Below are 15,673 nucleotides of genomic sequence, written 5' to 3'. Positions count from 1 at the left end.
TGAATAATTAAGAGATATATAAGGATAAGGGAAGATAGGGGATTAAATCATGATAAAAAAAATAATCGTTTATATAACCAGGCTTCATAATCGGCGCAGAGAATTACTAGTGTGTGTAGATAAAGGCCGCCCAGAAGCAGGTATCCGAGTACTTGCTCGTATGGTAGGCGAGAACGAAACCGTTGCAGATGCTTTGTATAGAGAGGCTGAGGAAAAATGCAGTCTAACGCATTTAATCTCCAAGAACAAGATAAAAGAATATATTTATTATGATGAAGCTAAAGCGGAGTATCATGAACGCCATGTTTTTCATCTAGAAGTAGCAGACGAGACACGTGAAAAGCAAGAATGTATCATTTCCTCTCTTGATCAAGATGCAGGAGTTATCTTTGATTATAATTGGGTACCGATTGAAGTGGTTTCTGAACTGGAAACTGGACAAGATGACGGTATTCATCTTTTTTTAATGGAATCGGGCAAGTCAGCTTACATTAAATCGTCTTGAAATGCCGAGAGAATGAGAAACACTCTATCTATTGAAAACATGGCATTAGGCCTCTTAATCTACTGAATTATACAAAAAGCGAATGAACACTTCGGATAATATGAAGAATTTCTTCTAGTAATCTTTGAATGCTGTGAAGTTGAGGGAATTTGGGTGAATGAGGAGGAATAAGCATGTTGGAATTTGATACAAATATAGATCAATTTGCTACGATTAAAGTCATCGGTGTTGGCGGCGGGGGAAACAACGCCGTGAACCGTATGATTGATGAGGGGGTTGAAGGCGTAGAATTTATTGCCATTAATACAGATGCACAAGCTCTTAATCAATCAAAAGCAGAGATTACGATGCAAATTGGTGCATCCTTGACAAGAGGTTTAGGAGCGGGAGCGAATCCCGAAATAGGTAAAAGGGCTGTCGAAGAAAGCAGACTGCAGATTCAAGAAGTGTTACAAGGCGCAGACATGGTTTTTGTTACAGCCGGAATGGGCGGTGGGACAGGCACAGGGGCAGCACCCGCCATTGCTGAAATCGCCCGTAACCTTGGTGCCCTGACAATTGGGGTTGTAACGCGCCCGTTCAAATTTGAAGGCTACAAACGTGCAGAAAACGCAGCAAGTGGAATTAACGCCATGAGGGAAGCTGTGGATACCTTGATTATTATTCCAAATGATCGCTTATTGGAGATTGTTGATAAAAAAACACCTATGCTTGAAGCTTTCCGTGAAGCGGATAACGTTCTTCGCCAGGGGGTTCAAGGGATTTCCGATTTAATTGCTGTGCCGGGTTTAATCAATCTTGATTTTGCTGACGTGAAAACGGTCATGTCCCATAAAGGAACGGCCTTAATGGGAGTTGGTGTTGCCAATGGCAAAGGCTGTGCTGCTGAAGCTGCGCAGAAAGCCATCAATAGTCCGTTACTGGAAACTTCGATTAATGGAGCTCAAGGTGTGATCATGAACATAACTGGCGGCCGCAATTTAAGTCTTTTTGAAGTACAGGAGGCAGCCGATATAGTGGCTTCTGCCTCGCATGAGGAATTAAATATGATTTTTGGTTCGGTCATTAACGAAAACCTAACAGAAGAAATTATTGTAACGGTCATTGCTACCGGATTCACTGAACAAGAGGCTCCACGATTACACACGTCTTCCCGGCCATCTATGGAAGAAAGAGCTAGCCTTTATCAACAGGAACAACGTATGCACCGTGCCCCGATGAATCGTAGAGAACCGGTTGACGAGTATGATGATCAACAACCACAGCAATCGGCTCACAAATATTATGGCCGACAACCACAACAGCCGGTCCACGAGCATTATAGCCAACAACCAGAACAGCCAGCTCGTGAGTATTATGATCGCCAACCGGAACAGCCGGCTCACGCGTATTATGATCAACAACGGGAACAACCAGTCCAAAAACATTATGGACGGCAATCGGAACAGCCGATTCACCAATATGATGATCAACAATCAAAACAGGGGAAAGAATCTCCGAATACCCCAGCATTCTTTCGAAAACGAAGAAATCGATTTTGATAATAAAAATATATGTAATAGTTCTGGTTCAAAAACTATATCCATTAGGAAATCTCCAACTACGGGTATTACTAATAGCTCCAGTTTACATATCTAATCATTCCGGTAATCAAAAAATCCTCGGATCTAATATGAATCCGAGGATTTTTAGTGCAATATATAGTAAGAGTACATTTAGACTATTTTTTTATCAAAAATACGTACATAACGTATGGAAGCGGTATTTATAATGCGGCTTCCTTTGTCCGTTTTGGCAATAAGATACTTACGGTTTTTTATCCTTTTTAATACCTCTTGTAAAACATCTTCCGTGTTAATATTAGGCTTTTTTATTACTCTTTCCCATTTTACATCGGAGTCGAGAGTATAACAAACAGTAAATTCTTTCAACAAATAACGCTCCTTTTCTTTTACTTTAATTACTAGTATTTGATCATGTATATTCGTTTTAATTTTTTCGTTCCCTCAGGCTGTTCTATATAATATTCGAAACAAGCCTTTTTATTTAGGGGTTTAAATTTCAAAAGCAACTATAATTTCAAAAATATAGATTAAAATCCACAATTTTTCAATGGATATTTTATACTAATCTGGGTATTATCAAGTTTTTCAATTGTAATAAAGAATTGCGCTAAATTAAATTCGCAATAAGAGCGTCATGTTTATTCAGCTTTTTTAAGCTTGATGTAAATGTTGCAACATTTACATCTGCTGTGTAAGAAACTTAATACAATTGGTATAAATGTTACCTATTCTTTTCATGAAATCCTCATCCCCTGTGCTACGATAATGCCAAGCAGTTTTTAGGGGAGGTATTTTTTATGAAAAAGACAAGCATGAAAAAGTGGTTCTTTACTTCGGCAGTAACTTTAAGCTTTCTAGCAGGGCAAGGAACAGCACAGGCAGCACCACATAAAGTGGTGAAAGGAGACACTTTATGGCAGCTTGGCAAAGAACACGGGGTAACAGTTGATGAATTAAAAAAAGTGAATCATCGTCAAAATGATATGATTTATATTGGTGAAACATTAACCATTCCTAATCATGCAGGAGTCCAAGCAAGCAGTCCTGCTATACATAAAGTAGCAACAGGAGATACGCTATTCAGCATTGCAAAACAATATAGAGTAACAGTGGAAGGGCTAAAAGCCGCGAATCATCTACAAAATGATACGATTTATATTGGACAAACGTTAGCTCTAGGAAATGGTTCGTCTACCTCTGAAGTTCAAATGAGTCAGCCTGCTCCAACTCAGTCTTCCGCTATTTCAGCTGAAGATAAAGACTTACTGTCCAGATTAGTAGAGGCAGAAGCGAAAGGCGAGCCATATCAAGGGAAAGTAGCAGTGGCGATGGTCGTATTAAACCGCGTTGCTTCTCCAGAGTTCCCGAACTCTATACATGATGTCATCTATCAACAGCTGGAGAACGGCGGTTATCAATTTACACCTGTAGGAAATGGAGCCATCGATCAGCCTGCTTCTGATGAGTCAAAACGAGCCGTGGATGAAGCACTAGCCAGTCAAAATCCTGCAAATGATGCTCTTTATTTCTACAACCCAGAAATAGCAACCAATGACTGGGTGAAAACACAACAAGTAACAGCCGTTATCGGCAATCATGTATTCGCGAAATAAGTATTGAACATTATGCTATACATAACGAATCTTCAGCGAAGGAGGGAATGATATGAAAACGTACTCTAATAAGGATATGGCGGTTATGACAGGACTTGCCGGCTCTACGATACGTAAGTATGTACAGCTCTTGGAAAAATCGGGTTATACGTTTACTGAAAACGAATTCGGTCATAAGGTTTTCTATGACAACCACATATTACTTTTTAGGGTTATGAAGGAACTCTCTGACGCAGGGGCCGTGTCCCCGGAACGCATTGCCGATATAATCGTCATGAAGGAACGAGAATATGAAAAGACACTCGAAAAAGAGCATACTGTCATATCGGATTCTGCTAATCTCCTGATAAACAAGGAAAGTCCGGATAATATCGTTCAATACGATGAATGGTACGGAATACTGATAAAGAAGTTAGAAAAGCTGGACAGGATAAATGATTTGATAAAGGAAAATCAGGAATTAAAAGAGGAGATCAAGAAACTTCGAGAGCAGATGGAGCAGCGTGATGCAAGGTTGCTGGAAGCAATCAGGTCGATTCCAAATTTGAGTAGTCTCTATAAATTAGTGGAGAAATAAACTATAAAGTTTAATGTTGATTCAGAAGGAAAGAACATTGATTTTTATCTGAGTGAATCGAGGGATACCAAAGCAGTTAAGTGCTTTTTTAAGAAAGCCTTGGCTGCTTTTCATGTTTCAAAGCCTCAGTTGATAGCAGTTGATAAAAATCCAGCATATCCAGTATCCATTTAACTTAACAACTAAAAGACGAGCAAAGTGATACTTGAAGGCGTCAAAATAAGACAGATTCGTTATTTAAACAATACTGACACTGTATGTTTCTAGGGAGTAGTTTTTGCACCAGGATCCTAAAATTCGTAAAGTATACTTATTTTTTAAAAATTAAAAATTATATATGTAGGATTTTGTAGGATTCGGTAGGATTCGGTAGTTCTTATTATAAATTAAAGTTATGTTTTTGTTAGACAGAAGAAATTTGAAAGCGCTTAATATTTTTGAGTGTTTGGAGTTTTGAAACCTGCCTGTGATGAAACCTCCAGTAGAAGCTATTACAGTGTCGTTTCATTCACCATTGCCAGTGGTGCATCAAGGCCCTTTCAAGAATTGCTTTCTGATGAAATTTATTCATCTGATGTTTTAACAAATACATATATGGCCATGAAAGGTGGGACAAGATTAGTACATAACAAAATCAGATTTCAATAGTTTCTTAACAAGACGAAAAAGAAAACATCATCTTCCGCTGCATTAACATTCATGTCTATACGGATGATTAGCTAACTCTGCAAATGATGCTAATACATCACACCCTATTAAAAAGTGATCTAATATTAAAATTTCAGCAACAGGTGGCACCATCGCCAGAACTGACTTTACTTCAACTCAAACTATCAGCTATCAAACTGATATCTTAACTCCGAATCAACTTCTGTAATCGATTCCGACACTAAAAGATCTTGCTCATATCTTCGCTGAGCAGTTCGCACACATCGATTCGGATATGTCTAATCCCAATGGTTTTTCCTTCATGGCTATGAATAATTCAATAGGGTCTATCGGGCATGCAATTATCAATGAACGGGAAGAAAGCAAAATTAGAATTCTTACAATTGAAACGGAAGGTGAATTTATTTATGAAAAGACTTGGACTAGCCTGGCAAATTTTTATCGGACTAATTGCAGGAATCAGTGTAGGGGCAATTTTTTATGGAAACACACAAGTAGTAGAGTTTCTTCAGCCAATTGGGGACATTTTTATTCGCTTAATCAAAATGATTGTGATTCCAATTGTTGTTTCCAGCTTAATTGTCGGTGTTGCCGGCGTTGGGGATATGAAAAAGCTTGGCAAACTGGGTGGGAAAACCATTTTATATTTTGAAATCATTACGACTATTGCCATTCTCGTTGGGCTGCTAGCGGCAAATATCTTTCAACCTGGCAGCGGCGTTGATATGTCCTCCTTACAGAAGACAGATATCGACAGCTATGTAGAGACAACTGAGGAAACGAAAAGCCACGGTTTTGCTGAAACTTTCGTCAACATCGTTCCTCCGAACATCATTGCAGCAATGACAGAAGGAAACATGTTAGCGATTATCTTTTTCTCTGTTTTATTTGGGCTGGGAGTAGCCGCTATTGGGGAAAAAGGAAAGCCTGTCTTAAAGTTTTTCGAGGGTACAGCTGAAGCCATGTTCTATGTGACAAACCAAATCATGAAATTTGCTCCATTTGGTGTATTTGCATTGATTGGTGTAACAGTATCAAAATTCGGTGTCCAATCATTGATCCCATTAAGTAAGTTAATGATTCTTGTGTATGCGACGATGATTTTCTTTGTGCTATTTGTTTTAGGGCTTGTCGCAAGATGGGCGGGCATTAACATTATTCATTTTATTAAGCTATTAAAAGACGAACTGATCCTTGCCTATTCAACGGCTAGTTCTGAGACTGTTTTACCTCGCATCATGACTAAAATGGAGAAATTGGGATGTCCAAAGGGAATCGCTTCATTCGTTATTCCAACAGGATATTCTTTCAACTTAGATGGGTCTACGTTATATCAAGCATTAGCGGCAATCTTTATTGCGCAAATGTATGGAATTGATTTATCGATTAGCGAACAAATCTCTTTATTACTTGTATTGATGGTTACATCTAAAGGAATTGCGGGGGTTCCGGGAGTCTCATTTGTTGTATTGTTGGCGACGCTCGGTACAGTTGGAATCCCGGTAGAAGGATTAGCCTTTATCGCTGGGATTGACCGTCTTCTAGATATGGCACGAACAGCGGTTAACGTCATAGGTAACTCGCTGGCAGCAGTTGTTATTTCAAAATGGGAAGGCCAATTTAACGAAAAAGAGAAAGACGCCTATATACAAGAGGTAACGAACAAAATTTCATAATGTTTATCTGTTGTATGAAATCAAAACCAACTGACTATTCACTTATGTTTCTTTTCTTATCCTAAAATAATAGGCTAACAATATTATAGAAAGCAAAAAAGCCTGATCCTAATGGAATCCAGGCTTTCTACTTGTTATATAGAATGGATCTTTACGAACGATACATGTTTCAATAAAATTTATCTTCTTGGGACTTTTACTTTTTGAGTTAACAGATCTTTTTAGTTTAGTAGTACCAGTATGTTCAAGTCTCATAGATTTCTTGAACCAGATTCTGAAGAATACTCCTTACTCGTTAAGATATCCCTATTTTGGGGCGGGAGAAGGTAGGAACTTAACGATAGTAGAAGGCAAGACACAACAATTGTTAACACCATAGGTGCTTGTGAATCAATATGGAAGCTACTAAGAATAAGACCACAAATTGCTCCAAAAATCATTTGGATAAAGAAAAACAATCCTGACGCAGTTCCGGCAATGTGAGTGAACGGTTGCATGACTGCAGCTTGACAAGCTGGGAAAATTCCACCGACTCCCATCATAAGGATAGTCATAGGTACCAAAATGCTTAAAATTAATCCTAGATTAAAGTATGTTAGAACAAGCATTAAAATTGAAGATCCTAAAGCGACGAAACTTTCATATATAATCACATGATTTATTCCAATTTTATTGGAATATCGTCTTGTAAATGTAGTACCTATAATATAGCCTATGATAATTATTTCATACATGGCATCATAATAAACAGTCGGTGTTACTTTAAAGACACTTTGAAACACAAAAGACGATGACTGTATGAAAGAATAATAAGCACACCATGCAAGACCAATAGTAATACTGTACGCTAAAAATAATCTTTGAGTTAAAAGATATCTATAGTTATTTAGTATAGTAATAATATTTGCAGCATTCGGATCAGAGTTCTTATTAGATTCTTTCAAACCAAAAGTAGAAAGAATCAAAGCCATTAGATCAATCAGACAGAGAACTAAAAAGCCTGATCTCCATCCAAAATAAGTTTTTACCCCGCCATAATTATTAATCGTGGCATAGCCATTGCTGATTAAGGAGCCAATTAACCCGCTTTTACAAGGACCAGAAAGATGTTTAGACGGACCTGTTGCATTGATAATCCAATCATAGTTTAGGTGCTTATTATTATTAAATTGCACGTAGAATGTATGATCTTTGAGACTTGATTGATTCCTTCATAATTAATTCCTCCCTTATATGCGTATTTGTTTTTACGGAAGTTAATTTCTTCAAAAAAGTTTACTTAATGCAAAATTTTAACCTATGATCAAATAATGTCAATTGTTATTTAGAAAAAAATGTAAAATAGTGAGAGAGTCATGGTAGAAAGAGGTAGTATGTAAAAAGTACCTCTTTTTAAGGACTCTCGAAAAAACTATGACATCTTTCTATGAAATTATACATTATTTGATAAAATGATAAATATTTCCTATAATGTGGATTGTTAGCGAAAAAAATAAGCACATTCTTTTCTTTCTCTACTTAAGTAAAATGTGTATTAAATCTTCTAAGTTTATATTAGAGGTAGTAACAAAGCGTGAAAAACATACGCTATGACTTATTTTGGAAACGGAAAGACGGTTTTCCTTTTACATAAGAAAAACCGTCTTTTGTTCGTTTATTTCATGATCAATCGCCGATAGTTGACTAAATATCTATCGCAATGAATCGCCTTTTACGACTTTAAACATGGTATAAGGTGTTTTCATGCAGTATATATGGTAGGTTTTTTCACTTATGATAAAGGCTAATAGTTAACGAATTATTATTAAGTTTTTTAATCTTTACAACTTGAACACAAGGAGGGCATCGGATACCTGTGCTACGCGAAAAAAAAGAAAACCAATGGAAAAGGATTAGCCTGACCACACTTTTAACGGGGTTGGTCTCCTTATCTGTTCTCATGACTTTAACCATTCTTCTCATTGCATCCTATCAATCGAAAAAACAGTCACTGATTGATACTACACTCACCTTGAATTATACAAGCGCAGTCAAAATGAGTGAGACCATAGACTCTTTGTTTAAATCCATGCGGAGCAGCTTACGCTATTCCGCGAGCACCCTATCAAATATGAATTCTATGAATACAGATGAAATTGATTCTAATCTAGAACTACTGCGTCATAGCAGCCACTACTTTAATTCTATTGTCGTGGTGGATGAAACGGGTATCGTTCGCAATGTGTCTCCGAAATCACTTGGTATAGTTGGACAATATATTAAAACGGAGGAAGCAAAGGCCGCATTGGTATCGAAAAAGCCTTACATCTCCAAACCTTATATTACAGCAAAATCCAAACGCCTCATCGTATTTATGAGCGAGCCCATATATGATATGAAAGGTAGATACCGTGGGTATATCGGAGGATCTATTTATATTCACGAAAAAAACATTCTGAATATGATCTTCGGCAGCAACCCAACGGATAAACTAGGCTCATATTTTTACATCGTATCATCCAATGGTCAATTGCTTTTCTATCCAGACAAAAACCAGTTAGGCAAGGATATCAGCGCCGATCAAGTCGTCCAAAAACTTATACAAGGTCAAAGCGGACATGAACAGATGGTTAACTTGAAGGGAGAGGCTTTACTATCGGGATACATAAAGGTTCCGGAAAATGGCTGGGGAGTGGTTGTGGCGTCGCCTGTCAATGTCGTTTATGAACAATTGATTGATTATATAAAATCTCTTCTATTATATATACTGCCTCCATTTGTATTATTAATGCTAGTCGTCATAGTGCTAGCACGCCAATTGGCGAAACCTTTCGTATCACTGGCCAACCTAGTGAGCAAAATCAGTAGAGAAAAAGTTGAACTTCCTGAAAGAAAACATCATTGGAATAGAGAGGCCGACTTGTTAACAAAAGCAATTAGCTATGCATTAATGGATATTAAAAAGAAAACGGATCAATTGACGCATGATGCAATGTCAGATCCATTGACAGGGCTGGCAAACCGGAGAACACTCGAAGCAATCATGCATAAATGGATTGAGGACCAAACATCTTTTTCTATTATTATTATGGATATTGATAGATTTAAAACCATTAATGACACATACGGTCATCAGGCCGGGGATAAGGTTTTGAAGCATTTCTCGAAAATTATTACATCATCTGTCCGACCAGGTGATGTGTGTTGTCGTTTCGGAGGTGAAGAATTTATTGCACTTATTTCACATGCGGCAGTTGAGGAGGCTTATCTTGTGGCTGAACGAATCCGCAATAGACTGGAAAAAGGGGCCAATCCTGTTGGGAAACCTATTACAGTTTCACTAGGTATCGCACACTATTCTTTGCATTCAGATTCGCCTGAAGGGCTGATTCATTTAGCCGACCAAGCTTTGTATAAAGCTAAGAAATCAGGAAGAAACCAGACAATTGTAGCAGAAATGAGGAAAGGGGGCTGAAAAAGGGGTTCTGGAGCAAAAAAATTATAAAACTTGAACCTACCGATAAAACAGTAAAAAACAAGCGTATATCATATTTACTTTTAGTTTACCTAACACTTGAAGATATTCACAAATAGCAGCTCATTTTTGTTTAAAGTCTAGTTTTCCATAAAAAAACTGCACCTCCAATTGCCGAGTTTAACAATTGGGGTGCAGTTCAATCACAGATAAGAGGATTTCTTCCTTATGCTGCTTTACGGATCTCTATTTTTTTCCCTTTTTTACGCCACTCTTTAAATTCAGCTGCTGCTGTGAAAAGTACATCAGTAGATGAGTTAAGGGCCGTTTCAAAAGAGTCTTGTAAAACACCGATGATAAAGCCTACTCCAACTACTTGCATCGCAACCTCAGCCGGGATTCCAAATAAGCTGCATGCCAGCGGAATCAGCAATAACGATCCACCAGCAACCCCTGAAGCACCGCAAGCACATACTGCTGACAGTACGCTGAGAATGATAGCTGTAGGAAGGTCCACTTGAATGCCAAGTGTATGAACCGCCGCAAGTGTCAACACAGAAATCGTAACAGCGGCACCCGCCATATTGATGGTTGCCCCTAATGGAATGGACACTGAATAACTATCTTTATCCAAACCTAAATTTTCGCATAATCTCATATTGACAGGAATATTGGAAGCTGAGCTGCGTGTAAAAAATGCTGTAATGCCGCTTTCCTTTAAGCACTTAAAAACAAGCGGGTAAGGGTTTTGACGGATAAATACGAACGCAATGACCGGATTGACAACCAGCGCCACAAAGACCATACAACCAATCAACACCGCAAGCAATTTCCCATAACCTAGTAACGACTCAATTCCATTTGCAGTAATCGATTCAAACACTAGACCCATGATGCCTAATGGCGCAAATTTAATGACCCATGTAACCATTTTGGATACAGCATCTGAAAAATTAGAAATCATCGTTTTTGTCGTATCAGGGGCATTTCTTAACGCCAAACCAAGGAGTATCGCCCAAGCTAAAATACCGATGTAGTTCGCATTATAAATCGCTTTAACCGGGTTATCAACGATGTTCAGCAATAATGTTTTGAGAACCTCTACAACACCGCCGGGAGCCGTCACACCCTCAGCGCCCTCTGCAAGTGTTAAGCTTACAGGGAAAATAAAACTTACAATAACGGCCGTTAATCCAGCTAAAAAGGTTCCTAAAAGGTATAGGACAATAATGGACTTCATATTCGTTTGGTGACCGCTCTTATGTTGAGCGATGGCCGACATAACCAAGAAGAGTACCAACACAGGTGCAATTGCTTTCAAAGCGCCTACAAATAAAGAGCCAAAAATGACAACAGGTTTTGCTGCTTCTGGAATCGCTACAGCCAAGGTAATACCAATAATTAAACCTATAATGATTTGTTTTACCAGACTCAATTGACTCCACTTTTTCACTATACTCTTCATAGATATTCCCCCACTAGTTTAAGATAAAATTTTAACATTGCTAATATCGGGCTATTCATTTCTTCTAACACTTAAGATAGTGTTAAGTCCATTACAAATAGATACGATTGAATAATAGATGACCTTAAAGAAAAAGAGTTGCTGTGTTATACGCCTATAGAAAGCGCTTACTTTTCAATGGTTATAAAAGGTGCATCACTTAACGTTAAAAAATCTCAAAATTTCTGAGTGAAGTAACTCGAATAAAAGAGTGTTACAACTCTTTTATTCCGCATTAACGGGCAGTAAGACCTCCACTTCCGACGCACAGGATGTGCTGGCGAAGACGTAGAGATTAACGTCGCGGTTTAGTCTTCGTTCTTTAGTCATTGGAGAAGCTTAAGTGGGGGATAAAGGAAACCCCACTGATGGAAGGTTTCCTTTATGCGGTAATTAAAAGTGACTTTAATCTCAGCTTCATCAACATATCCTTCGTCATTTTCTCTAAATCATATTCCGCTTTAAATCCCCATTCTTCCTTTGCACAAGTTGAATCTATTCTATTAGGCCAACTGTCGGCAATAGATTGTCTTACAGGATCCACTTCATAATTTATGACAAATTCCGGAATATACTTTTTAATTTCGGCTGCAATTTGCTCCGGATCAAAGCTCATAGCAGACACATTGAAAGAATTCCGGTGTTTTAGTTTTGAAGCATCTGCCTCCATTAATGTAATGATCGCATCTAAAGCGTCAGGCATATACATCATATCCATATATGTTCCCTTATCAATGTAAGAAGTATATCTCTTGTTTTTAATCGCTTCATAATAAATTTCAACTGCATAGTCGGTCGTACCCCCGCCAGGAGGTGTAACATACGAGATCAGTCCCGGGAATCGAAGACCTCTCGTATCAACTCCAAATTTATGATAGTAATAATCACATAACAATTCTCCAGATACTTTATTCACTCCGTACATCGTAGTCGGCCGTTGAATGATGTCTTGCGGAGTCCAATCTTTAGGAGTGGTTGGACCAAACGAACCAATCGAACTAGGTGTGAAGAATTGGCAATTCAATTCTCGTGCTGCTTCCAAAGCATTCACCAATCCGCCCATGTTTAAATGCCAGGCTAAAAGAGGCTTCTTTTCAGCTGTTGCTGACAATAAAGCGGCTAAATGAATAATCGTATCCACTTCATGTTTTTTAGCCATGTTAAACATCGCTTTTTCATCTGTAACATCTAAAATCTCAAATGGACCTGATTGGACTACATCGCTTTCCGTTTTTCGAATGTCCGTCGCAATAATATTGTCACTTCCGTAAATTTCTCTCATTTTCAGCGTTAGTTCTGAACCAATTTGGCCTAAAGCCCCCGTTACTAAGACCTTTTTCATTAGAAATTCCTCCCCGTTATGCACTCTGCAACAAGCAATCCCCTTAAAGAGGTTGTTCAAAAAGTCCGGGAAAAATGACCGTCGAATTTCGGCGTCAGCTTGTCTCTCCGCTACTCACGTATTAACAGCATACGCTCCGTTGCTCGAGACGGCGCTTCCTTGAACTTCTTGGTCCTTTTTGTCCTCCTTTTTGAACCCACACTTAAATAATCGACATTTCTTTTCCAACTTTTTCATAAATGGCTAATGCACGATCCAGCATTTCCTTTGTATGAGCAGCTGTCGGCATATTCCGCACTCTTCCTGTTCCTTTTGGAACGGTAGGGAATACGATCGATTTAGCATACACACCTTCTTCGTTCAGCCGCTTACTGAATTGCTGCGTTTTAGCTTCATCTCCTATAATGCAAGGTGTAATCGGTGTTTCGCTCTCTCCAATATTAAATCCCAATTCTGTTAGGCCCTTTTTCAAGTAATCACTGTTTTCCCACAGCTTATTTTGAAGCTCTGAGCTGTTCATCAAAATATCAATGGCTTCTATACAAGCTGCAACTGCTCCCGGTGTGACAGCCGTTGAAAATAAAAACGGACGGCTTCTTACTTTTAACCAATCGATTAAATCTTTCTTTCCTGCTACATAGCCTCCTACAACACCGATGGCTTTGGATAATGTTCCAATTTGGAAATCCACTTTGTCTGATAACCCAAAGTGTTTTACCGTTCCCGCACCATTACCTAATACACCGGAACCATGTGCATCATCAACATATGTAATTAAATCAAACTCTTCGGCAATCTCCACAATTTCAGGAAGCTTGGCAATATCCCCATCCATTGAGAACACTCCATCGGTAATAATCATGATTTTGTTATACAATCCGGACTCTTTTGCTTTACGTGCTTGTGTTCGCAAATCTTCCATGTCGGAATGGTTATAGCGAATAATCTTTGCTTTAGATAATCGGCATCCATCAATGATTGAAGCATGATTCAGTTCATCTGAAAGAATGGCATCGTGTTTATCCATCACTGCTGAAATGGCTGCCATATTACAATTAAATCCCGATTGATAAGCAATGGCTGCTTCTGTATGTTTAAATTCAGCAAGCTTTTCTTCTAATTTGACATGAATAGCTAACGTTCCGTTGATCGTACGGACGGCACCGGCTCCAACACCATATGTTTTCGTTGCTTCTAAACAAGCCTCTATTAATCTTTGATCTGTCGCTAAGCCTAAATAGTTATTGGATGATAAATTAATTAACTCTCTGCCTGCAATGGTGATCATCGAACCATTTGGACCTTCTACCGGATCAATCACGTTGTAAAGTCCTTTTTCTTTTAAATCATTCAAATTTTCTTTCAAAAATTGATTTAATGTTTCACTTGACATTTCATATACCCCCTCATTGATGGTTGGAATAAATGCAGGATTTTGTAATGATTTATCCCTATTCTTCAGCATTGCTTTTAAGAATGTTGAATTTCGCCCCTTTTTCTAAAAATACATGTGTCCTCCCCATAAACACACGAAGAAGTGGATGAAATCCTTTTGTACTAACAATTACAACAATTATGATAATAGAAAAATTCAGAATTGTCCATATTGAGCGGACAAAAAAATCCGATTTTATTCGACAAAATACAACGAGATCAATTTGAACAAAAAGCAACAGGTAATTCAAAAACCTCGAATCTTATAGAATTCGAGGTTTTCCATGCAATAAATATAGTTGTTATGCAGAACTAGATTTTTCCTTACTCTCAAGGTCGGTCACATACTGATCGCTGCCGGCTGATGGGGAAGACGCAGCCTGGGAATCCAAAATACAATCGAAACGATCGAAAGAAGCACCCAGCAAACGAGAGCGCCTCGCCATCCAAAGCCTAATCCTTGGGTAATGGGAATACTAATCCCTGAGGCAATGGCTGCCCACATATTCATTGAAACAGCGTAGACGCCCGTCATGATTCCGACTTGGCTGGAAAATTCCCGTTTAATCAATCCCGGTAAAAGGACGTTGCATATAGCAATCGCGGTACCGAGTAAAGCGGTACCGATAAATAGTGTCTGGATAAACGGCACGGAACGAAGCATAATTCCGGATTCAAGTAAAAGCAAGGCTCCAAATAAAGTATATTCCAACCCAAAACGACGGGCGATTTTAGGAGCAAAGGGTGAGAAAAGAGCAAATGCCAGCAGGGGCAAAGTCGTCAACATCTCGGCTGCCGTATTGCTCATCCCCATATCCCGGCGAATCGTTTCAATGACAGGTCCTACAGATGTAAGGGGAGCTCGTAAGTTCGCGGCGGCAAAGATAATGCCTAAGATGAGCACCCACATTCCGAGACGAGAAGAAGTTTGTGCATGAGTGATAGAGTTTTTCGAAATCGTAAAATTACTCCTTTTGCGTTTCTAATGTATGTACTCATATATTCTATTCTCGATTCGGTATCACCTTCACTCTGTTTACTTTCCAATGGCTTGCAGAATTTTTTGGATGAGGGAGTCGGCATCTCCTGCTTCAACGGTTGTTAGTTGAATGCGGGAAAATGGTTTCACTCTGCATTCCAAACATCGTCTGAAGCAATCGACGACACAAACTTCCACTTCATCCTCATAATCCCGGCGGAGAATGTCTGCAGCTTTGCCGGCCTCCGTTACTTTCACGTTCCGTTCACAAAATTTTGCCGCTCTCATTTTCATTCTTCCTTTCATGAAAATGGACCGCCATGTAAACCCGATAGGAGGAAGGGGTTTGAGTGAC

Annotated in this window: 13 protein-coding genes and 1 pseudogene; 7 read left to right on the top strand and 7 right to left on the bottom strand. The window is 38.7% G+C overall.

Annotated elements, in window-relative coordinates; genetic code table 11:
- Positions 1–49: 49 nt before the first annotated feature.
- Both BK575_RS17310 and ftsZ read left to right on the top strand, forming a co-directional pair.
- Positions 50–505, top strand: a complete 456-nt coding sequence (locus tag BK575_RS17310) for an NUDIX domain-containing protein (RefSeq protein ID WP_235867407.1) — start codon at positions 50–52, stop codon at positions 503–505.
- A gap of 173 nt (positions 506–678) precedes the next feature.
- Positions 679–2,046, top strand: a complete 1,368-nt coding sequence (ftsZ, locus tag BK575_RS17305) for a cell division protein FtsZ (RefSeq protein ID WP_169907868.1) — start codon at positions 679–681, stop codon at positions 2,044–2,046.
- Positions 2,047–2,220: 174 nt separating this feature from the next.
- On the opposite strand, the gene BK575_RS17300 is transcribed toward ftsZ, so the two are convergent.
- Positions 2,221–2,436: a hypothetical protein gene (locus BK575_RS17300; RefSeq protein ID WP_078412033.1), complete on the bottom strand. Its 216-nt coding sequence runs from the start codon at positions 2,434–2,436 to the stop codon at positions 2,221–2,223.
- A gap of 431 nt (positions 2,437–2,867) precedes the next feature.
- Between BK575_RS17300 and BK575_RS17295 the strand changes: the two genes are divergently transcribed.
- The 4 genes and pseudogenes from BK575_RS17295 (at position 2,868) to BK575_RS17280 (ending at position 6,605) form a co-directional block, all read left to right on the top strand.
- Positions 2,868–3,683 (top strand): cell wall hydrolase, encoded by an 816-nt coding sequence (locus BK575_RS17295; RefSeq protein WP_078412031.1) that lies wholly within the window; start codon positions 2,868–2,870, stop codon positions 3,681–3,683.
- Positions 3,684–3,735: 52 nt separating this feature from the next.
- Positions 3,736–4,260 carry a hypothetical protein gene (locus BK575_RS17290; RefSeq protein ID WP_078412029.1) on the top strand — a complete coding sequence of 175 codons (525 nt, stop codon included), beginning with the start codon at positions 3,736–3,738 and terminating at the stop codon, positions 4,258–4,260.
- Between the two features lie 15 nt (positions 4,261–4,275).
- Positions 4,276–4,506, top strand: a pseudogene (locus BK575_RS17285) (DDE-type integrase/transposase/recombinase); the annotation flags it as partial.
- 830 nt (positions 4,507–5,336) lie between these two features.
- Entirely contained in the window at positions 5,337–6,605 is a 1,269-nt protein-coding gene (locus BK575_RS17280) for a cation:dicarboxylate symporter family transporter (protein WP_078414841.1), read from the top strand.
- A gap of 251 nt (positions 6,606–6,856) precedes the next feature.
- Here the strand turns inward: BK575_RS17280 and BK575_RS17275 are convergent, their stop codons facing one another.
- The gene (locus BK575_RS17275) at positions 6,857–7,780 is read right to left on the bottom strand and encodes an MFS transporter (protein ID WP_078412027.1); all 924 of its coding nucleotides are present in this window, start codon (positions 7,778–7,780) and stop codon (positions 6,857–6,859) included.
- 674 nt (positions 7,781–8,454) lie between these two features.
- Here BK575_RS17275 and BK575_RS17270 point away from each other — a divergent pair.
- Positions 8,455–10,059: a sensor domain-containing diguanylate cyclase gene (locus BK575_RS17270; RefSeq protein ID WP_235867500.1), complete on the top strand. Its 1,605-nt coding sequence runs from the start codon at positions 8,455–8,457 to the stop codon at positions 10,057–10,059.
- 226 nt (positions 10,060–10,285) lie between these two features.
- Here BK575_RS17270 and sstT read toward each other — a convergent pair whose 3' ends face one another.
- From sstT to BK575_RS17240, 5 genes are all read right to left on the bottom strand, one after another.
- Positions 10,286–11,524, bottom strand: coding sequence for a serine/threonine transporter SstT (gene sstT, locus BK575_RS17265; RefSeq protein WP_078412025.1), 1,239 nt, complete (start codon positions 11,522–11,524; stop codon positions 10,286–10,288).
- 421 nt (positions 11,525–11,945) lie between these two features.
- Positions 11,946–12,905, bottom strand: coding sequence for an L-threonine 3-dehydrogenase (locus BK575_RS17260; protein ID WP_078412023.1), 960 nt, complete (start codon positions 12,903–12,905; stop codon positions 11,946–11,948).
- Between the two features lie 202 nt (positions 12,906–13,107).
- The gene (locus tag BK575_RS17255; RefSeq protein WP_078412021.1) at positions 13,108–14,298 is read right to left on the bottom strand and encodes a glycine C-acetyltransferase; all 1,191 of its coding nucleotides are present in this window, start codon (positions 14,296–14,298) and stop codon (positions 13,108–13,110) included.
- A 381-nt stretch (positions 14,299–14,679) separates the two neighbouring features.
- Complete coding sequence (locus BK575_RS17245) at positions 14,680–15,243, bottom strand: MFS transporter (RefSeq protein WP_078412017.1); 564 nt, start codon at positions 15,241–15,243, stop codon at positions 14,680–14,682.
- 132 nt (positions 15,244–15,375) lie between these two features.
- Positions 15,376–15,606 (bottom strand): DUF1450 domain-containing protein, encoded by a 231-nt coding sequence (locus BK575_RS17240; protein WP_169907865.1) that lies wholly within the window; start codon positions 15,604–15,606, stop codon positions 15,376–15,378.
- Between the last annotated feature and the right edge of the window lie 67 nt (positions 15,607–15,673).

Origin of the sequence: Priestia abyssalis, assembly GCF_002019595.1 — a bacterium.
GTDB classification, from domain to species: Bacteria; Bacillota; Bacilli; order Bacillales; family Bacillaceae_H; genus Bacillus_BA; species Bacillus_BA abyssalis.
The sequence above is the reverse complement of the archived record's forward strand: the minus strand, read 5'-3'. Positions and strand labels throughout refer to the sequence as shown.